The sequence below is a fragment of the Mesorhizobium sp. M0028 genome, from assembly GCF_040323855.1.
Taxonomy (GTDB): domain Bacteria; phylum Pseudomonadota; class Alphaproteobacteria; order Rhizobiales; family Rhizobiaceae; genus Mesorhizobium.
In genome coordinates, this window is sequence record NZ_JAMYVG010000002.1 from 93176 (window position 1) to 112432 (window position 19257).

A 19257-nucleotide genomic window follows, 5' to 3' on the forward strand; every position below is an offset into this window, starting at 1 on the left:
GGAGAACGGAGTAGCACTCCGCTAGGCAAAATGGCACGACAAGATCAAACCAACGACCAGTTTTCGCTTACCTCGTTTCTCTATGGCGGCAATGCCGACTATATCGACGCGCTTTATGCCGCTTATGAGGACGATCCCGCGTCGGTCGATCCCGAATGGCAGGACTTTTTCGCGGCGCTGAAGGACGACGCTGGCGACGTGCGCAAGAATGCCAAGGGCGCCTCATGGGCCAAGCCCTCCTGGCCGATGCAGGCCAATGGCGAGCTTGTCTCGGCGCTGGACGGCAATTGGGGCCTGGTCGAAAAGCACATCGAAAAGAAGGTGAAGGACCGAGCAGCCGGCAACGGCGCAGCGCTTTCCGACGCCGACGTGCATCAGGCGACGCGCGATTCCGTCCGCGCCATCATGATGATCCGCGCCTTTCGCATGCGCGGCCACCTGCATGCCAATCTCGATCCGCTCGGCATTGCCAAGCCGCTCGAGGATTATAACGAGCTGTCGCCGGAGAATTACGGCTTCACCGAAGCCGATTACGACCGGCCGATCTTCCTCGACAATGTGCTCGGGCTGGAATTCGGCACCATCCGGCAGATGCTCGACATCCTGACCCGGACCTATTGCTCGACGCTCGGCGTCGAATTCATGCATATCTCCGATCCCGAGGAGAAGGCCTGGATCCAGGCGCGCATCGAGGGCGCCGACAAGGAGATCTCCTTCACCGCCACCGGCAAGAAGGCGATCCTGCAAAAGCTGGTCGAGGCCGAAGGCTTCGAGCAGTTCATCGACGTCAAGTACAAGGGAACCAAGCGCTTCGGCCTCGATGGCGGCGAGTCGCTGATCCCGGCGCTGGAGCAGATCGTCAAGCGCGGCGGCCAGCTCGGCATGAAGGAGATCGTGCTCGGCATGGCGCATCGCGGCCGGCTGAACGTTTTGTCGCAGGTGATGGCCAAGCCGCACCGCGCCATTTTCCACGAGTTCAAGGGCGGCTCGGCCGCGCCCGACGAGGTCGAAGGCTCGGGCGACGTGAAGTACCATCTCGGTGCCTCATCCGACCGCGAGTTCGACGGCAACAAGGTGCATCTGTCGCTGACCGCCAACCCATCGCATCTGGAAATCGTCGATCCGGTGGTTATGGGCAAGGCGCGCGCCAAGCAGGACTATCTGTTTGGCCGCAGCCGCGAGGAGATCGTGCCGCTGGAAGAGCGCGCCAAGGTGCTGCCGCTGCTGCTGCATGGCGATGCGGCCTTTGCCGGCCAGGGCGTGATTGCCGAAATCCTCGGCCTGTCTGGCCTGCGTGGCCACCGCGTCGCCGGCACGCTGCATTTCATCATCAACAACCAGATCGGCTTCACCACCAACCCGCGCTTTTCGCGTTCGTCGCCCTATCCGTCCGACGTGGCCAAGATGATCGAGGCGCCGATCTTCCACGTCAATGGCGACGATCCGGAAGCTGTGGTCCATGCCACCAAGGTGGCGATCGAATTCCGCATGAAGTTCCACAAGCCGGTGGTGGTGGACATGTTCTGCTATCGCCGCTTCGGCCATAACGAGGGCGACGAGCCGGCCTTCACCCAGCCGATCATGTATCGCAAGATCCGCAACCAGAAGACGACCATGCAGATCTATGCCGACCGGCTGATCGCCGAAGGCCACATCAGCCAGGCCGAGCTCGAAAAGATGAAGGCCGACTGGCGGGCGCATCTCGAGCAGGAATTCGAGGTCGGCCAGCACTATAAGCCGAACAAGGCGGACTGGCTGGACGGCGCCTGGTCCGGCCTGCGCTCGGCCGACAACCAGGACGAACAGCGGCGCGGCAAGACCGCGGTACCGGTCAAGACGCTGAAGGAGATCGGCAAGAAGCTGACCGAGGTGCCGAAGGATTTCGAGGCACACAAGACGATCATCCGCTTCCTCGACAACCGCCGCCAGGCGATCGAGTCGGGCGAAGGCATCGACTGGTCGACGGCCGAGGCGCTGGCCTTCGGCGCCATCCTGCTCGACGGCAATCCGATCCGGCTGTCCGGACAGGATTCGGAGCGCGGTACCTTCTCGCAGCGCCATTCAGTGCTCTACGACCAGCGCGATGAGACCCGCTACATCCCACTCAACAATCTGTCGGCGGCGCAGGCCGGCTTCGAGGTCATCAACTCGATGCTGTCGGAAGAGGCCGTGCTCGGCTTCGAATATGGCTACTCGCTGGCTGAGCCGAAGGCGCTGACGCTGTGGGAAGCGCAGTTCGGCGACTTCGCCAATGGCGCCCAAGTGGTGTTCGACCAGTTCATCTCGTCGGGCGAGCGCAAGTGGCTCAGAATGTCGGGCCTCGTCTGCCTGCTGCCGCACGGCTATGAAGGCCAGGGGCCGGAGCATTCGTCGGCCCGGCTCGAGCGCTTCCTGCAGCTTTGCGCGGAAGACAACATGCAGGTCGCCAACGTCACGACGCCGGCCAACTACTTCCACATCTTGCGCCGGCAATTGAAGCGGGACTTCCGCAAGCCGCTGATCCTGATGACGCCGAAGTCGCTGCTGCGCCACAAGCGGGCGGTGTCGACGCTGCCGGAAATGTCGGGCGAAAGCGCCTTTCACCGGCTGTTGTGGGACGACGCCCAGCTGCTGTCGGGCCAGGCCATCAAGCTCACCAAGGATTCGAAGATCCGCCGTGTCGTGCTCTGTTCGGGCAAGGTCTACTACGACCTCTACGAAGAGCGCGAGAAGCGCGGCATCAACGACATCTACCTGCTGCGCGTCGAGCAGCTCTATCCGTTCCCGGCCAAGGCGCTGATCACCGAACTGTCGCGCTTCCGCAATGCCGAGATGGTGTGGTGCCAGGAGGAGCCCAAGAACATGGGCGCCTGGTCGTTCATCGATCCGTATCTCGAATGGGTGCTGGCGCATATCGACGCCAAGCACCAGCGGGTGCGCTATACCGGCCGGCCGGCCGCCGCCTCGCCGGCGACCGGATTGATGTCGAAGCATCTCGCCCAGCTTGCCGCCTTGCTCGACGACGCGCTTGGTGAATAGAACAGAACTGGGCGGATAAAATAGAACCGAAAGAAACGGACAGGCACAATGGCAACCGAAATCCGCGTCCCGACACTTGGTGAATCCGTCACCGAGGCGACCATCGGCAAATGGTTCAAGAAGGTCGGCGACGCGATCGCCGCCGATGAGCCGCTGGTCGAACTCGAAACCGACAAGGTGACGGTGGAAGTGCCGGCCGCCGCCGCGGGCACGCTCAGCGAGATCGCCGTCAAGGAAGGCGAGACGGTTGGCGTCGGGGCGCTGCTCGGCACGATTTCGGCAGGCGCCGGCGCAGCAGCCAATGCTGCCGCCGCTCCGGCAGCGAAGCCGGACGCGGTGTCGCAGGCCTCGGCTCCGACCGCGGCCTCGAGCGTCCAGCAGGCCGCGGCCGAGACGGCCAAGATCGCCGGCGACGCCGGCGCGATTGAGACACGCACAATGCCGCCGGCGCCGTCGGCGGCAAAGCTGCTGGCCGAACACAATCTTGCGGTCGACCAGGTCTCGGGCTCGGGCAAGCGCGGCCAGGTGCTGAAAGGCGACGTGCTCGACCTGATCGCCAGGGGCGCGCCGTCGCAGCCGGCCGAAATGCCAAAGGCAGCACCTGTGCCGGCACCTGTCGCCGCGCGCGCGCCGTCCTCGGCCGACGATGCGTCGCGCGAGGAGCGCGTGCGCATGACCAAGCTGCGCCAGACCATCGCGCGCCGCCTCAAGGAAGCGCAATCGACCGCCGCGATGCTGACCACCTTCAACGAGGTCGACATGAGCGCGGTGATGGCGCTGAGGAGCAAATACAAGGACGTGTTCGAGAAGAAGCACGGCGTGAAGCTCGGCTTCATGGGTTTCTTCACCAAGGCCGTCACCCATGCGCTGAAGGAGATCCCGTCCGTCAACGCCGAGATCGACGGCACCGACATCATCTTCAAGAACTACGCCCATATCGGCGTCGCCGTTGGTACCGAAAAAGGCCTTGTCGTGCCGGTCGTGCGCAATGCCGACCAGATGTCCATCGCCGAAATCGAGAAGGACATCGGCAGGCTCGGGCTTGCGGCGCGCGACGGCAAGCTATCGGTTGCGGATATGCAAGGCGGCACGTTTACGATTTCCAACGGTGGCGTTTACGGGTCGCTGATGTCGACGCCGATCCTCAATGCGCCGCAGTCGGGCATTTTGGGCATGCACAAGATCCAGGAGCGGCCGGTGGTGGTCGGCGGCCAGATCGTCATCCGGCCGATGATGTATCTGGCGCTGTCCTACGATCACCGCATCGTCGACGGCAAGGAAGCGGTGACGTTCCTGGTGCGGGTCAAGGAAAGCCTGGAGGATCCCGAGCGGCTGGTGCTCGACCTCTAGGGGCGGCCCGAGTGAGCCGGAGAATGGATCTGCGCCACCGGATTGGTTCCTCTCGTTTCCGGTCCGGTTTGTTTGTCACGATCTCCGCACTCGGCGTGCAGACGGTCTCCGCTGCGCTTGCCGCCTGCCCGCTCGAACTGGCCGTCTACGGCGACACTGAAAACGCAGCCGAGATCGATTTCAGGCCAACCGGCGAATCGGCCGCCGTCACCAACAGTTTCAAGATGGTGCTCGACAAGGACGTCGTTCTCGACGGAATCGTCATGTGGACGGAGGGCGTGGCGCGGCCGCATGGCTCACTGATGTACAAATGCCCGGCCGGCGACGTCACCGGCGACGAGCTCGCCGCCTGCACTGTGTGGGAGGGGGTCATCTATACGGCCGACGACCAGGGCAATATCGCGTTGCTGCCGGGCGAAGGAAAGGATGCGCCGAAGAAGCTGATCCTGCCCGATCTGGGGGCGTCGTTGCAGATGTCGGCGGCCTATGGCGCCAACGGCTTTTCCAAGGTGCCCTGGGACGTCTTTGCCCTGAAAGGATGTCAGGAATGAGCGGAAAAATCCTGCTGGTGACCGGCGGCAGCCGCGGCATTGGCGCCGCTACATGCAGGCTTGCCGCCGAGGCCGGCTACCGCGTTGCGGTCAATTACGCGTCGAATGCAAAAGCGGCCGAAACGGTGGTCGCCGACATCGAGGCCGGCGGCGGAGAAGCCTTTGCCCTCAAGGCCGATGTCGGCAGCGAGACGGATGTGCTGGCCATGTTCGAGGCGGTCGAAGACCGCTTCGGCGGGCTTGATGCGCTGGTCAACAATGCCGGTGTCGTCGACAGCCTGTCACGGGTCGACGAGATGTCGTTCGCGCGGCTCGAGCGCATGATGCGGATCAATGTGATTGGGCCGATGCTTTGCGCACGCGAAGCGGTGAAGCGCATGTCGACCAGAAATGGCGGCAAGGGCGGCGCCATCGTCAATTTGTCTTCGATCGCGGCAAGGCTTGGCGGGGCAGGTCAATATATCGACTACGCAGCCTCCAAGAACGCGATCAACGCCTTCACTGTCGGCCTGGCGCGGGAAGTGGCCGAGGAAGGCGTCCGTGTCAACGCGGTCAGCCCGGGCATCATCGACACGGAAATTCATGCCTCCGGCGGGCAGCCGGATCGCGCCGAGAAAATGGGCCGGGTGGTGCCGATGCAGCGCGCAGGCACTGCCGAGGAAGTCGCGGCCGCAATTCTCTGGCTGCTGTCGGACGAGGCCTCCTATACGACAGGCGCCAATCTGGAAGTCGGCGGCGGCCGCTAAAGCAAAGGGACAGTATCATGGCCTATGACGTCGTTATCATCGGATCGGGACCGGGCGGCTATGTCTGCGCCATCAAGGCGGCACAGCTCGGCCTGAAGACGGCGGTGGTCGAAAAGAACCCGACCTTCGGCGGTACCTGCCTCAACATCGGCTGCATCCCGTCGAAGGCGCTGCTGCATGCGTCCGAGATGTTTGCCGAGGCCGGCCATTCCTTCGATGCGCTTGGCGTCGAGATCGGCGCGCCCAAGCTCAATCTCGGCAAGATGATGGCACACAAGGATGCGACGGTGACGGCCAACGTCAATGGCGTCGCCTTCCTGTTCAAGAAGAACAAGATCGACAGTTTTCGTGGCACCGGCAAAGTAGTTGCGGCCGGCAAGGTGTCGGTGACCTCCGATGACGGCAAGGTCGAGGAGATCGAGACCAAGAACATCGTCATCGCCACCGGCTCCGACGTCGCCGGCATTCCCGGCGTCAAGGTCGATTTCGACGAGAAGGTGATCGTGTCGTCGACCGGCGCGCTGTCGCTGGACAAGGTGCCGGGCCATCTGGTGGTGGTCGGCGGCGGTGTCATCGGTCTGGAGCTCGGCTCGGTATGGGCGCGGCTCGGCGCCAAGGTCACCGTGGTCGAGTTCCTCGACTCCATCCTGGGCGGCATGGATGGCGAGGTCTCCAAGCAGTTCCAGCGCCTGCTGTCGAAGCAGGGCTTTGAGTTCAGGCTGGGCGCCAAGGTGACCGGCGTCGCCAAGGCCAAGAAGGGAGCGACGGTCACCTTCGAGCCAGTCAAAGGCGGGGCGGCCGAGACGATCGAGGCCGACGCCGTGCTGATCGCGACGGGACGACGGGCCTATTCGGACGCTCTCGGGCTTAAGGAGGCAGGCGTCGACGTCGACGAGCGCGGCTGGGTCAAGACCGACGGCCATCTCAGGACCAAAGTCCCCGGTATCTACGCCATCGGCGATGTCATCGCCGGCCCGATGCTCGCCCACAAGGCCGAGGACGAGGGCGTGGCGGTGGCCGAAACCATTGCCGGCCAGGCCGGGCATGTGAACTATGACGTGATTCCGAGCGTCGTCTACACCACGCCGGAAATCGCTTCGGTCGGCAAGACCGAAGAAGAATTGAAGAAGGCCGGCGTCGACTACAAGGCGGGAAAATTCCCGTTCAGCGCCAATGGCCGGGCGCGCGCCATGCTGCACACCGACGGCTTTGTGAAAATCCTGGCCGACAAGACCAGCGACCGCGTGCTCGGCGTCCACATCGTCGGCTTCGGCGCCGGCGAGATGATCCACGAGGCGGCGGTGCTGATGGAATTTGGCGGCTCGTCGGAAGACCTAGCCCGCACCTGTCACGCCCATCCGACAATGTCGGAGGCGGTCAAGGAGGCGGCACTGGCGACGTTCTTCAAGCCCATCCATATCTGAGCAAACGCGGTGAATCGCAAAGCTTAGAGATTGGCTGAAACAGCCGCGATTCGTCATCCCAGGGCGGAGCAGGAGCGGAGCGATGTCGCGGAGACCCTGGGATCCATGCCGTTACCTAAGCGGCAGTGTTCCGGCGAACCAGAATCGAGTGCCTCTTCCATCGGCTGGTAACCGGTGATTCTGCACCACTGCATTCTTCGGCGGATGTCCCGGCATGGATCCCAGGGTCTGCGCTCCGCTTTGCGTTCGCTCCGCCCTGGGATGGCGAAGCCATCGACGGCTGTTCCCAAAAACAAAACGGCCCGCCTTTCAGCGGGCCGTTCATATATTAAGTCGGCAGTCTGATTACTGAGGGGCCGGTGCTGGTGCCGGGGCCGGGGCCGGGGCTGGCGCGGGTGCAGGTTCTGCCGGAGCGGGAGCCGGAGCGGGTGTTGCCGGAGCTGGCGCAGGAGCCGGTTCGGCTGGCTTCATCGGCTCGGCAGGTGCTGGAGCCGGAGCCGGTGTGCTGGCTGCGGGCGGTTCGGCAGGCGCAGGTGCCTCGCTACGTCTTCCAAAAACATAATAGGCGACAATTGCCAGGATAACGACGACCAGGGCAATCAGCCAGCCGCTGCCGCCGCCGCGTGGCCGTGCGGTACCCGGTGAGGTGAATGGGTCGTTCGGATTGGGTGTGTTCGCCATAAAAGTGTCCTCCGTGGATGAAAAACATCAAGTAATAGCCATCAACGTACAATCGTTGAATCGGTTTCACATTAGGCGTTGAAAACGCCGAAAACAGGGCAATTCTGATCCGGAATCGCTTGCAGGCATGCATTTCCACCGCAAAATGGGTTCGATCGAGCCAAACCGAACCTTTTTCAGTTTCTTGGCACGAAGCGCGGGTGGTCCGCCGTCGCGCCACGGCAATGATTCGGTGTGCAACTCCGCCGTGTTGTTCAGTTGACGGCGGTCACCGTATAGCCAGTCTTGCGGAAACCCTCGACCAAGCCTTGCTCGCCGGGAAGGTGCATGGCGCCGACCGCCATGAAGACATTGCCGTGGGCGAGGATCGGCGCTGCCCGATCGACCATCACCTTGTTGCGGCTGGTGATCATGGTCTGCTCGAATTCGGCGTAACCCGATTGGTCGTCGACCTGTTCGGGGATGACGGCCCGAAACAGCGGTACGTACATGCCAGTGTCGCCACGCCGGTAAAGCACGATCATGGTTTCGTTGACGTCGTTCACCTTGTCGCCAAGCTTCAGCGTATCGACCAGCCCCTTCAGGTGAAAGGCGATCGGCAGCGAAGCCATGGCGCGCAACTGGTCGGCGATTGTCTCCAGCCCCTCGACTGATTTGCCCGAAGCCTCGGCGTCCTTGGCAAGCTTGACGTCGAGCACCGGTGCGCCGCCAGCTTGGCGGGCGACTTCGCATGCAGGCAGCGCCACCATCGCCGACAGCAACCAGGGCTTCATCTTGGCGACGGTCGCTGGCGGGATGCCACGCGCATCGAGCGCCTTGTTGACCACCGCCGCATCCTGCGGCGACAGCAGCGACGAAAGCGTCGTCTTGTCGGTGAACATCATCAGATCCGGCTCTTTCAGCAGTGCGGCCATCATCTTCTGCTTGTCGAGCACTTCGGTGGTCTCGATGATGACGGTGCCAGCCGCATCGAATGCCTTCTGCGCGGCGGGCGGCAGCGTGGTGACGCGCGGGTCGGTAACGTGCATGGTGCCGAACAGGAAAGACGGTTTTTCGCCTGATTTTTCGAGCTTCCACAGCAGGCCCTTGCCGTTCGGCGTCACTGCCGCGTCCGCCTCGATCTTGCGGTAGGTGGCCGGGTCGTCCTTTTGCAGCGCGCCCAGCATATCGGTACCGGCGCAGACCGGGATCTCGGCGCGTGCCTTGCCTGCGGCGAGCAGCGCGATGATGAGGAAGGAGAGGAAAAACAGGGCGTTGAGCGCGACAAGCAGCTTCAGCGACACATGGGTCGCGCGGTCGGCGATGGCGATGAGGCGTTTCATGCTGCGGTTCTAGGCGCAAAAAGCGGCAAAACGGTTAATCGGCGCATCAAAATTGTTGCGAGATGGCCACCAATCAAGCATCCATCACGCACGCGGATGAGCTGCTTCGTAAATCTCGAGCAGCCTGGCGGTGTCGACACCGGTGTATATCTGGGTTGTCGACAGGCTGGCGTGGCCGAGCAACTCCTGGATGGTGCGCAGGTCGCCGCCGCGCCCAAGCAGATGCGTTGCAAAGGAATGGCGCAGCGCATGCGGCGTCGCCGTGTCGGGCAGGTTGAGCGCCGAGCGCAGCTTGGCCATGTCGCGCTGAACGATTGCCGGGTTCAGCGGGCCGCCGCGGGCACCGCGAAACAGCACGCCCTTGGGATCGAGATGATAGGGACACAAGCGGCGGTATTCGGCAATCGCCCGCAGCGCCACCGGCAGCACCGGCACCAACCGCGTCTTGCCGCCCTTGCCGGTGACGCGCAGCACGGTCTCACCAGGCGAGGACAGATCGGCGCCCGACAGGCCGAGCGCCTCGGAAATGCGCAAGCCGGACCCATAGAGCAGGGTCAGCACGGCGGCGTTGCGCGCGGCGATCCACGGCTCCTCCGCCAGTTGGCCTTCCACCGAGACGACGTGTTTTGCATCGCTTGCGGTCAGCGGCTTGGGCAGCGATTTCGGCTGCCGCGGCGCGCGCAAGGCTGCCGCACCTGCCGCATTGGCGAGGCCGCGCCGTTCCAGGAAACGCAGCAGCGAGCGGATGCCGGCTAGGCCGCGCCCGAGCGTGCGGGCGCCGGCGCCCTCGGTACGGCGGGCAGCGAGAAAGCCGCGCAGATCGGCGGGGCGCAGATCGGCGATGTCGGAAATGCCGGGCGAGCCGCCGCAATGGCCGGTCAGGAAATGCAGGAACTGGCGCGTGTCGCGCTCATAGGCCTCGACGGTTTCGGGCGACAGCCGTCGTTCGCGCGCCAGCATCTTCAGCCAGGCCTCGCGCGCCGCCTGTAGATCGGGTTTTGCCGGTATGAGGAATTCCTGCATTGCGCTCTTCCAGTTCTCCGCCATCTTCCGGCACGCGGGTTAGGAAGCGGTGAAGAGCGGCATCATTGAAATGACGACGGGCTGGGGTTAGAGCAAGGCAAAGGATTTTCCGCAGATGAGCAAGCCGCAAAACCCCGTCCAGATGGCCGTGATCGGTGCCGCGCATGGCATCAAGGGCGAATTGCGCGTCAAGAGCTTTACCGGCGACCCGCTGGCGCTGGCCGATTACGGTCCGCTCTACGCCAGGGATGGCCGCGCCTTCCAGATCGTCGATATCAGGCCTGCCAACACGGTGGTGGTGGTGCGTTTCAAAGGCGTCAGCGATCGCAATGCCGCGGAGGCGCTTGCCGGCACCGAATTGTTCGTCGACCGTTCGGTGTTGCCGGATGAGGGCGAAGAGGATGAATTCTACCATGCCGACCTCGTCGGGCTGGAGGTCAAGGATGACACTGGTGCGGTCATCGGAAAGGTCGTCGCCGTGCATAATTTCGGCGGCGGCGACATTCTCGACGTGACGCTGGCGGGGCGCAAAGGCGTGCTCATCCCGTTCACGCAGGCCGCCGTTCCGGAAGTGTCGATCGCCGGCGGCTTTGTCCGCATCGATCCGGCCGCCGCAGGGTTGGTCGAGGACGAGGACGGCGAGCCTGCCGGCCGCGACAGCTTCGACCCCAAAGGCAGGCCGCGCGGGCCGCGGGACGCCGGAGGCAACCGGTGAGTTTTTCCGCTTCGGTGCTGACGCTCTATCCCGAGATGTTTCCCGGCGCGCTCGGCCTGTCGCTGGCCGGACGCGCGCTGGAGACCGGCATTTGGTCGCTCAAGGCGATCCAGATCCGCGACTTTGCCAGCGATCGTCACCGTACTGTCGATGACACACCGGCCGGCGGTGGCGCCGGGATGGTGATGCGGGCGGACGTGCTGGCCAGCGCCATCGACCATGCCTCGCCGCCGGGCGATCTGCGTCCAAAACTGCTAATGAGCCCGCGCGGCAAGCCGCTGACGCAGCGCCGTGTGCGCGAGCTCGCCGGCGGGCCGGGTGCGGTGATTGTCTGCGGCCGCTTCGAAGGCGTCGACCAGCGGGTCATCGAATCGCGAGGCCTCGAGGAAGTCTCGATCGGCGACTTCATCCTGTCCGGCGGCGAGCCGGCGGCACTTGTGCTGTTAGACGCCGTGGTGCGGCTGCTGCCCGGTGTCATGGGCAATGCGGTGTCGGGCGACGAAGAGAGCTTTGAGAACGGCCTGCTCGAACATCCGCACTACACGCGGCCGCAGGAGTTCGAGGGCCGGCCGATCCCCGAAGTGCTGATTTCGGGCAATCACAAGAAGATCGCCGCCTGGCGGCGGGCCGAGGCGGAAAAGCTGACGAAAGAGCGAAGGCCTGATCTTTTGGCCGCTCAGCCCTTGTCGAAATAGTAAAACGCCAGGAACAGGCCGACCGCGATGACGAAGCCGCGCACCGCGTTCTGTGGCACGCGCCTGGCGATCCAGACGCCGGCATAGCCGCCCAGCGCGCCGCCTGGGATCATGATGATCGCCTGCAGCCAGGCGATGACGCCGCCGGAGACAAAGACCAGGATGGCGACCGCAGCTATGACAACGGCCAGCATGTTCTTCAGTGCGTTCAGCCGGTGATAGTCGCCGGACTGGGTGAGGCCGAGCGTCGCCAGCATCATGACGCCCATGCCCGCGCCGAAGAAGCCGCCATAGACGGCAGTGGCGAACTGCGCCAGCGATCCGACCAGCGAACCGACCGCGGCCTCATGCTCCGGCTTGGGCGCCGGCTTCAGCCATGGCCCGGCAGCGAACAACGCCGTCGCCGCCAGCAGCAGCCACGGCACCAAGGCGCGGAACGACGGGTTGTCGAGCCCTAGAAGGATGAGCGCGCCAGACAGCGCACCGAAAGCCGAAATGAGGCTGAGCAGCAGTGCGCCGCGCCAGAAATGCTTGATGTCGTGCCAATAGGCGAGCGTCGAGGTGATGTAGCCAGGAAATTGCGTCACCGACGATGTCGCATTGGCGACGATCGGCGGCAGGCCGGCCAGGGTCATGGCGCCAAAGGTTATGAACGTGCCGCCGCCGGCAACTGCGTTGACCGCGCCTGATAGAAAGCCGGCGAGAAAGAGCAGGACCGCGTCCAAGATTGGCATGAGGGGTGTCGTCGCTGGAGGAAAATGCTTATCTTCCGGCTTAGAAAGCTTGACGCGCGGGCGCAACCCCCTGGACCACAAGCGATCATGGGATTGCCACAGCGGGCACCAGTCAAAAGAAGCAGCGCCAAAAAAGAAACAGCGAAGGCGTGACAAAGCGCCGAAATAGCTGTATGTGCGCGCCGAACCGGAAGAAAATCTGCCAAGAGCGATCTTCTGGCCCGTCAACAATGACGGTGTAGTCGCCCCTGCCCGATGTTCTCGAACAGACGTTCTCGAACGAAGGGCATAGCCGAGCGGTCGATGCGACTGCAAGGCGAGTGTCGGACGCTCTGACTGTCGGAAGAACAAGAAGTGGATTTATGAGATGGATATCCTCCGTCAGCTCGAGGCCGAGCAGGCCGCCAAGATCGAAGCCAAGCGCAAGCTTCCCGAATTCCAGCCCGGCGACACCGTGCGCGTCCAGGTCCGCGTGACCGAAGGCACCCGCACCCGTGTCCAGGCCTATGAGGGCGTCGTCATCGCCCGCGCCGGCGCCGGTTTCCAGGAGAGCTTCACCGTTCGCAAGATCTCCTACGGCGAAGGCGTGGAGCGTGTGTTCCCGGTCTATTCGCCGATGGTCGAGGGCGTCGAGATCGTGCGCCGCGGCAAGGTGCGTCGCGCCAAGCTGTATTACCTGCGCGATCGTCGCGGCAAATCGGCCCGTATTTCGGAAAACACCGGCGTGCGCGCCCGCAAGCTGAACGACGAAGAGCGCGATGCGCTGAACGCCGAGAAGGCGCGCATCGAGGCCGAGAAGGTGGCCGCCGCCCAGGCGCTGGCCGCCGAGAAGGCAGCGCAGGACGCCGCCGAGAAGAAGGCCGCCGACGAGGCAGCCAAGGCCGCGGAAACAGCTGCCGCCGAATAAGGCGTCTTCAAAACCCATGTTTTCGGAAAGGCGGCTTCGGCCGCCTTTTTGTTTCGCGAGGTGGATTCGATTTTGCCAGTCCCGCAATCGATACGGATCGTTCCGTAATGCCGTCGTTGAAAGCATCGGAAATCCATTTTCGTGCCGAGCGGCGCATCGGAGCGGCTTGCAAGGCGCCTGCGGAAAGCTAAAGTCGGCGCCGGATTTTCCTGCATGCCTCGGCCGATCGAGGCGGTTCAGTTCCTGGGGAGCATAGTCATGATCAATTCGAAACTGCTGCTGGCCGGCCTGCTGGCTTGCCTTCTTGTGCCTGTCGCGGCTATGGCGCAGGTGTTGCCCGACCTCGGCGGCAAGAAAGTGGTGGTGGTGACGGAAAACGCCTATCCGCCGCTGCAGTTCATCGATGCCAAGACCGGCAAGCAGATCGGCTGGGAATATGACGCGATGAACGAGATCGCCAAGCGGCTGAATTTCAAGGTCGAGTACCAGAATACTTCCTGGGACGCGATGATCCAGGCGGTTTCCGACAACCAGTACAACATTGGCATGACCGGCATCACCATCAAGGACGACCGCAAGCAGAAGGTCGATTTCTCCGACCCGTATATGCGCTCGGAACAGTTCATGCTGGTGCGCGGCGACGAGAAGCGCTTCAGCGATGCCAAGACGTTCGCTGCCTTCAAGGACGGGCTGATCGGCGCGCAGGCCGGTACCACGCCGTTCTACACCGCGGTCTACAGCGTCCTCGACGGCAATGAACAGAATCCGCGCATCAAGCTGTTCGAGACATTCGGCGCGACGGTGCAGGCGCTGAAGTCCGGCGACGTCGACGTCGTGCTCACCGACGGCACTGCCGGCAAGGGCTATGTCGATGCGTCCAATGGCGGCCTTAAGCTGATCGGCGGCCCACTCGGCACCGAGGATTTCGGCTTCATTTTCCCCAAGGGCTCCGACCTGGTGAAGCCGGTCAACGCGGCAATCGCCGCGCTCAAGGCCGACGGCACGCTCGACGCGCTCAACAAGAAGTGGTTCCTCGACTACAAGATGGGGCAGTAGGACTTTTGTCGCGGGTGCCGGGTGATGCGCGGGAACTCGTGCTGACTCTGGGCGACTCTGTCACCGGTATTGCTTGATGCCGCCGGCGCCCCCATCCTCCGCCAAATCCGACTTCCCGTGGTGGCTTGCCGTGGCAGTGACGATCGCCTTGGCCGCCGCCATCTTCATCGCCGCCAGCGACCTCTATGCCCAGGTGTTCGCGACCGTCGCCAAGGGCATCGGCGTCACCATCTTCGTCACCGTGGTCGCCTTCACGCTGGCTTGCGCCATCGGGCTTGGCGTGGCGCTGATGGGGCTGTCGGGCTCACGCTGGCTCAGCCAGATCGCCCGCTTCTACGTCGAGATCATCCGCGGCGTGCCGATCCTGGTGCTGTTGTTCTGGATCGCCTTTGCTGGCGCGCCGGCCTTCGTCGCGGCATGGAACGCGCTGACGGCGCCGCTGCAAAGCGCCGGCCTGTTCGGTGAGCTGCTGGTACGCGACGTGTCGCTGCTATGGCGCGCCATCATGGCGCTGACCATCGGCTATTCCGCTTTCATCTCGGAGGTCTTCCGCGCCGGCATCCAGGCGGTCGAGAAGGGTCAGATCGAGGCGGCGAAGGCGCTCGGGCTGACGCGCACGCAGCGCTTCCGGCTGATCGTCTTTCCGCAGGCGATCCGCACCATCCTGCCGCCGCTCGGCAATGATTTCGTCGCCATGGTCAAGGATTCCTCGCTGGTCTCGGTGCTCGGCGTCGCCGACATCACCCAGATGGGCAAGATCTACGCCGCCGGTTCGTTCCGCTTCTTCGAAACCTATTCGATCGTCGCCTATATCTATCTCATCCTGACCGTCGGTCTGTCGCTGGCGTTGCGGGCGCTGGAGAAGCGGCTGCGGCACCAGCATGGGGAATAGAAGGCAGGCGAAAACGGCGCTACCATCGAACGAATGCGACCGGGGAGAACCATGATCATCGACAAAGCCAATGCGGCGCTGGAAGCAGTCTACACGGCCGACACGCCTGAGGCGCTCGCCAAAGCCTATGCGCAATGGGCTGCGACCTATGACAGCGAAACCGCGGCGCTCGGCTATCTCCTGCCGTTCCTGATCGCCGCCTGGGTGGCGCGCCACGTGCCGTCAGGCGAAGGGCCGCTGCTGGACGCCGGCTGCGGCACCGGCCTGTCGGGGCCGTCGCTCAAGGCACTCGGCTACCACCATATTGCCGGGCTCGACCTGTCGCAGGACATGCTGAAAATCGCCGGCAGCCGGCAGGCCTACAGCGAGCTGAAACAGGCGATGCTCGGCGGGCCATTGCCCTGGGCGGACGGGTATTTTCGCGCCTTCTTCTCGACCGGCGTGTTCACCATCAGCCACGCGCCGGCGTCCGGCCTGCGTGAACTGGTACGCATCACCAGGAAGGGCGGCCACGCCATCTTCACCGTCCGTGACCAGGTATTTGAAAGCGGCGGGTTTCAAGCCGTGTTTGACGAACTGGAGCAGGCGAAAAAATGGCGGCCGGTCGAGGAGAGCCCATGGTTCCGCTGCTATGCGATCGCCGAGCCCGACGCGCTGGTGAAGACGTTTGTGTTCGAGGTGCTGTGAAGCGCCTGCGAAGGCCGCCACGATTGCTGAAAAGCCAAAACATTGATAAGAGCAGCGCCATGGAAGAGCTTTTTGGCGATCCGGCCTATAAGGGTTTCGTGCTGCAGGACAGAAAACGCCTGCCGTCGCGATTTTCGGCGCGCGTCTGCGGGGCGCTGACCAGCCGACTTAGCTAAGGCAGACTCGCCGGGCTGTTTCGCCGGGCCGACCGGCGTCCTTTTCCTTTTTTTAAATCGACGGATTTACGCAAATGAGCGCACCGCGCACCCTCTACGACAAGATTTTCGACGACCATGTGGTCGACCGCCAGGACGACGGCACCTGCCTGCTCTACATCGACCGCCACCTCGTCCACGAAGTCACCAGCCCGCAGGCTTTCGAAGGCCTGCGCATGACCGGCCGCAAGGTTCGGCATCCGGAAAAGACGCTGGCCGTGGTCGATCACAATGTGTCGACCTCGCCGGAACGCAAGTTTGGAATCAAGAACGAGGAAAGCCGCATCCAGGTCGAGGCGCTGGCCAAAAACGCCAAGGATTTCGGTATCGAATACTATTCCGAGAAGGACATCCGCCAGGGCATCGTCCACATCATCGGGCCGGAGCAAGGCTTTACGCTGCCCGGCATGACCATCGTCTGCGGCGACAGCCACACCTCGACGCATGGCGCGTTCGGCGCGCTGGCGCATGGCATCGGCACCTCGGAAGTCGAGCATGTGCTGGCGACGCAGACGCTGATCCAGCGCAAGGCAAAGAACATGCTGGTGCGTGTCGACGGCGCGCTGCCGGAAGGCGTCACCGCCAAGGACATCATCCTTGCCATCATCGGCGAAATCGGCACGGCCGGCGGCACCGGCTATGTCATCGAATATGCCGGCGAAGCGATCCGTGCGCTGTCGATGGAAGGCCGCATGACGATCTGCAACATGTCGATCGAAGCCGGCGCCCGCGCCGGCCTGATCGCGCCCGACGAGACCACCTTCGCCTATGTCAAGGACAAGCCGCGCGCCCCCAAGGGCGAAGCCTGGGATGCCGCGCTCGCCTATTGGAAGACGCTGCAGTCCGACGAAGGCGCGCATTTCGACAAGGTGGTCGTGCTCGACGCGGCAAAGCTGCCGCCGATCGTCTCCTGGGGCTCCTCGCCCGAGGACGTCGTTTCGGTCCAGGGCATCGTGCCGAACCCGGACGACATCACTGATGAGAACAAGCGCACCTCCAAGCAACGCGCGCTCGACTATATGGGCCTGACGCCGGGCACCAAGATCACCGATATCGAACTCGATCGCGTCTTCATCGGCTCCTGCACCAATGGCCGCATCGAGGATCTGCGCGCCGCCGCCAAGGTGATCGAGGGCAAAAAGGTCAATCCGCGGGTCAGTGCGATGATCGTGCCGGGCTCCGGCCTGGTCAAGGAACAGGCCGAGGCCGAAGGTCTCGACAAGATCTTTGTCGCCGCCGGTTTCGACTGGCGCGAGCCGGGCTGCTCGATGTGCCTTGCCATGAACGACGACCGGCTGAAGCCGCATGAGCGCTGCGCCTCGACCTCGAACCGCAATTTCGAGGGCCGCCAAGGCTTCAAGGGCCGCACCCATCTGGTGTCGCCGGCAATGGCGGCAGCAGCAGCGATCGCCGGCCATTTCGTCGATATCCGCGAGTGGAAATAGCGCAGGGCACGCAGTCGGATATGAGTTGCCCGAGCCGCAGTGCGGTTCGGGCATTTCTTCAGCTGGGGCGCCTGACGAATTCGTGGAATCCCTCACGGCGGCCGGGTTGGTCCTTTGCGACGACCAGCGCCAGTTGGCGCTCGTCGAAGAGCTTGAACCATTCGTCCCATTCGACCAGTTCATAGCCGCCGGCATTGATCGGGCGTTCGGCCTCGTCCTGATCCTGGTAGGCGTGCTGGCCGAAGACCAGCCTCAGCATGGCCTGGGTTCCGGCTTCAGGCGACACGTCGACGATCGCCGGAAAGCCGGCGCGCGCCGCGGCCCATGAGCGAATTGCATCGTGATCGGTCAGCATGATCGTGTCGGCCATCAGAGCGTCTCCTGGTTGCCGTCGTGAAACGCCGCCCGCCGTTCCCGGTTCCGTCCAGCAGCTTCACCGATGAATCCGTCGTATATTCGCCTTCGCTTAACCGCTTGTTTGGGCTTCCGCTCTAATGTCTCCTCAGGGGAAGCGAGGGGAACTTACAGCGCTTGGACACCGGCCTGCTCATAGCGCTGCTCAATCCAGGCATCGCCCTCACACTCGGCGCGGCATTTCTCGTGCTGTGGTTCTATCAGCGCCACCGTCCCTATCTGATCGTGCTGGCGGCGGGCTACTCGGCCTCGGCCGCAGGCTTCCTGCTCCAGTATTTCACGCTGCCGGTCGGTATGGCGCCGACCAAGCTCATGTCCATCCTATGCTTCACCTTCGCGACCTGCTGTCTCGCCGGCGCGGTCATCGCGCGCTACGGGCGGCGCGTGCCGTATCCAGCGATAGGCATTCTGGCGGCCGGCGGCCTTGCCGCGGTCTCATGGTTTCTCTTTGCCCGGCCGGATATCACCTGGCGGATCCTTGCCATCAATTTCAGCTTCGGCGGCATCAGCCTGGTTGTCGCCGCCGAGCTGCGCGTGGTGCGCAACAACGGCCCGACGGAAATGATCCTGTTCGTGCTGTCGCTGCTTTCCGGCCTGAACTTCCTGGTGCGGACCCTTGCCGTCGTCATCGCGCATGGTCCATTTGCCAGCTATGAAGGGCTTTACTCCTCGTCCTATTGGACGACGGCACTGCTGTCGCATGCGCTGCTGTCGCTGCTTATCGCGCTTTGCCTGTTCGGCGCCGCCGCGCTCGATGTGATGAAGGCCCTGAAGACCGAAACCCTGACGGACCCGCTGTCGGGCCTGCTCAACCGCCGTGGCTTCGAGGAGCGCGCCATGCTTGTCCTGCAGCACTGTGCCACGGCGCGATTGCCGGTTGCGCTGGTGTTGGCCGATCTCGATCATTTCAAGGCGCTCAATGATCAGCATGGCCACGCGGCCGGGGATCGCGTCATCGCCGACTTCGCCGCCAAGCTTCTATCGGCTGCAGGCACGCGCAGCGTTGCCGGCCGCATCGGCGGCGAGGAGTTCGCCGTGCTCTTGCCGCTCAGTGACCTTGGCGCGGCAAGACTGTTTGCCGAAGCCATTCGCACGCTCTATTCGGCGGGCAGAATCGACGGGCTTCCGCCCGACACAAGAGTGACCGCGAGCTTCGGCGTGGCCGCCCGTACGGGCGACGAAGGGCTGGACCCGCTGATGCGCCGTGCCGACGAAGCGCTCTACAAAGCCAAGAGAAATGGCCGCGACAGCGTGTGCCTGTCCTATCAGCGGCCTGAAACGGTGTTCTTTCCCGATCGGACCAGTGCCGGCTGAGCGTCAGCGGCGGCCTCGAATTAACGTCTTTTTCGCGCCTCGGTGGTTTGCTGTTCGGCGGGGAGTGC

At 63.6% G+C, this 19257-nt stretch carries 17 protein-coding genes; 13 read left to right on the forward strand and 4 right to left on the reverse strand.

What is annotated here, in order from left to right; translation table 11 throughout:
• The first annotated feature begins 30 nt into the window (after nt 1-30).
• Genes NKJ93_RS05450 through lpdA form a run of 5 tightly spaced genes read left to right on the forward strand, consistent with a single transcriptional unit; the run spans nt 31 to nt 7089 of the window.
• Nucleotides 31-3018 carry a 2-oxoglutarate dehydrogenase E1 component gene (locus tag NKJ93_RS05450; protein ID WP_352588022.1) on the forward strand — a complete coding sequence of 996 codons (2988 nt, stop codon included), beginning with the start codon at nt 31-33 and terminating at the stop codon, nt 3016-3018.
• A gap of 48 nt (nt 3019-3066) precedes the next feature.
• On the forward strand, nt 3067-4368 hold the full coding sequence (gene odhB / locus NKJ93_RS05455) for a 2-oxoglutarate dehydrogenase complex dihydrolipoyllysine-residue succinyltransferase (protein WP_352548534.1): 1302 nt from the start codon (nt 3067-3069) through the stop codon (nt 4366-4368).
• A gap of 23 nt (nt 4369-4391) precedes the next feature.
• Nucleotides 4392-4919: a hypothetical protein gene (locus tag NKJ93_RS05460; RefSeq protein ID WP_352588024.1), complete on the forward strand. Its 528-nt coding sequence runs from the start codon at nt 4392-4394 to the stop codon at nt 4917-4919.
• Nucleotides 4916-5665, forward strand: a complete 750-nt coding sequence (locus NKJ93_RS05465; RefSeq protein WP_023722722.1) for an SDR family oxidoreductase — start codon at nt 4916-4918, stop codon at nt 5663-5665. The genes NKJ93_RS05460 and NKJ93_RS05465 overlap by 4 nt, the downstream gene beginning before the upstream one ends.
• A gap of 17 nt (nt 5666-5682) precedes the next feature.
• The gene (gene lpdA, locus NKJ93_RS05470) at nt 5683-7089 is read left to right on the forward strand and encodes a dihydrolipoyl dehydrogenase (protein WP_352588027.1); all 1407 of its coding nucleotides are present in this window, start codon (nt 5683-5685) and stop codon (nt 7087-7089) included.
• 935 nt (nt 7090-8024) lie between these two features.
• Here the strand turns inward: lpdA and NKJ93_RS05475 are convergent.
• Together NKJ93_RS05475 and NKJ93_RS05480 are read right to left on the reverse strand one after the other, a co-directional pair.
• Nucleotides 8025-9092 carry a TraB/GumN family protein gene (locus tag NKJ93_RS05475; RefSeq protein WP_352588030.1) on the reverse strand — a complete coding sequence of 356 codons (1068 nt, stop codon included), beginning with the start codon at nt 9090-9092 and terminating at the stop codon, nt 8025-8027.
• 84 nt (nt 9093-9176) lie between these two features.
• Nucleotides 9177-10115: a tyrosine recombinase XerC gene (locus tag NKJ93_RS05480; RefSeq protein ID WP_036245843.1), complete on the reverse strand. Its 939-nt coding sequence runs from the start codon at nt 10113-10115 to the stop codon at nt 9177-9179.
• Nucleotides 10116-10230: 115 nt separating this feature from the next.
• Between NKJ93_RS05480 and rimM the strand changes: the two genes are divergently transcribed.
• Nucleotides 10231-10830 (forward strand): ribosome maturation factor RimM, encoded by a 600-nt coding sequence (gene rimM / locus NKJ93_RS05485; protein WP_023722717.1) that lies wholly within the window; start codon nt 10231-10233, stop codon nt 10828-10830.
• The gene (gene trmD / locus NKJ93_RS05490) at nt 10827-11525 is read left to right on the forward strand and encodes a tRNA (guanosine(37)-N1)-methyltransferase TrmD (protein WP_031195242.1); all 699 of its coding nucleotides are present in this window, start codon (nt 10827-10829) and stop codon (nt 11523-11525) included. The genes rimM and trmD overlap by 4 nt, the downstream gene beginning before the upstream one ends.
• Here trmD and NKJ93_RS05495 read toward each other — a convergent pair.
• Nucleotides 11507-12259 carry a sulfite exporter TauE/SafE family protein gene (locus NKJ93_RS05495; protein ID WP_023722715.1) on the reverse strand — a complete coding sequence of 251 codons (753 nt, stop codon included), beginning with the start codon at nt 12257-12259 and terminating at the stop codon, nt 11507-11509. The two genes, trmD and NKJ93_RS05495, sit on opposite strands and share 19 nt — an antisense overlap.
• 367 nt (nt 12260-12626) lie before the next feature.
• On the opposite strand from NKJ93_RS05495, the gene rplS reads away from it, so the two are divergent.
• The 5 genes from rplS to leuC all read left to right on the forward strand — a co-directional run bounded on the left by rplS (nt 12627) and on the right by leuC (nt 17461).
• Nucleotides 12627-13166, forward strand: a complete 540-nt coding sequence (rplS, locus tag NKJ93_RS05500) for a 50S ribosomal protein L19 (protein ID WP_023722714.1) — start codon at nt 12627-12629, stop codon at nt 13164-13166.
• A gap of 258 nt (nt 13167-13424) precedes the next feature.
• Nucleotides 13425-14222 carry a transporter substrate-binding domain-containing protein gene (locus NKJ93_RS05505; protein WP_031195240.1) on the forward strand — a complete coding sequence of 266 codons (798 nt, stop codon included), beginning with the start codon at nt 13425-13427 and terminating at the stop codon, nt 14220-14222.
• Nucleotides 14223-14298: 76 nt separating this feature from the next.
• The gene (locus tag NKJ93_RS05510) at nt 14299-15114 is read left to right on the forward strand and encodes an amino acid ABC transporter permease (RefSeq protein WP_352588032.1); all 816 of its coding nucleotides are present in this window, start codon (nt 14299-14301) and stop codon (nt 15112-15114) included.
• A gap of 51 nt (nt 15115-15165) precedes the next feature.
• A complete protein-coding gene (locus tag NKJ93_RS05515; RefSeq protein ID WP_023722711.1) occupies nt 15166-15801 on the forward strand; it encodes a class I SAM-dependent DNA methyltransferase in 636 nt (211 codons plus the stop codon).
• Between the two features lie 250 nt (nt 15802-16051).
• Nucleotides 16052-17461: a 3-isopropylmalate dehydratase large subunit gene (gene leuC, locus NKJ93_RS05520; protein WP_023722709.1), complete on the forward strand. Its 1410-nt coding sequence runs from the start codon at nt 16052-16054 to the stop codon at nt 17459-17461.
• A 58-nt stretch (nt 17462-17519) separates the two neighbouring features.
• Here leuC and NKJ93_RS05525 read toward each other — a convergent pair whose 3' ends face one another.
• Nucleotides 17520-17831: a hypothetical protein gene (locus NKJ93_RS05525; protein WP_023722708.1), complete on the reverse strand. Its 312-nt coding sequence runs from the start codon at nt 17829-17831 to the stop codon at nt 17520-17522.
• A 161-nt stretch (nt 17832-17992) separates the two neighbouring features.
• Here NKJ93_RS05525 and NKJ93_RS05530 point away from each other — a divergent pair, with 161 nt between their 5' ends.
• Nucleotides 17993-19189, forward strand: a complete 1197-nt coding sequence (locus NKJ93_RS05530) for a GGDEF domain-containing protein (protein WP_352588035.1) — start codon at nt 17993-17995, stop codon at nt 19187-19189.
• The last annotated feature ends 68 nt before the right edge of the window (nt 19190-19257 follow it).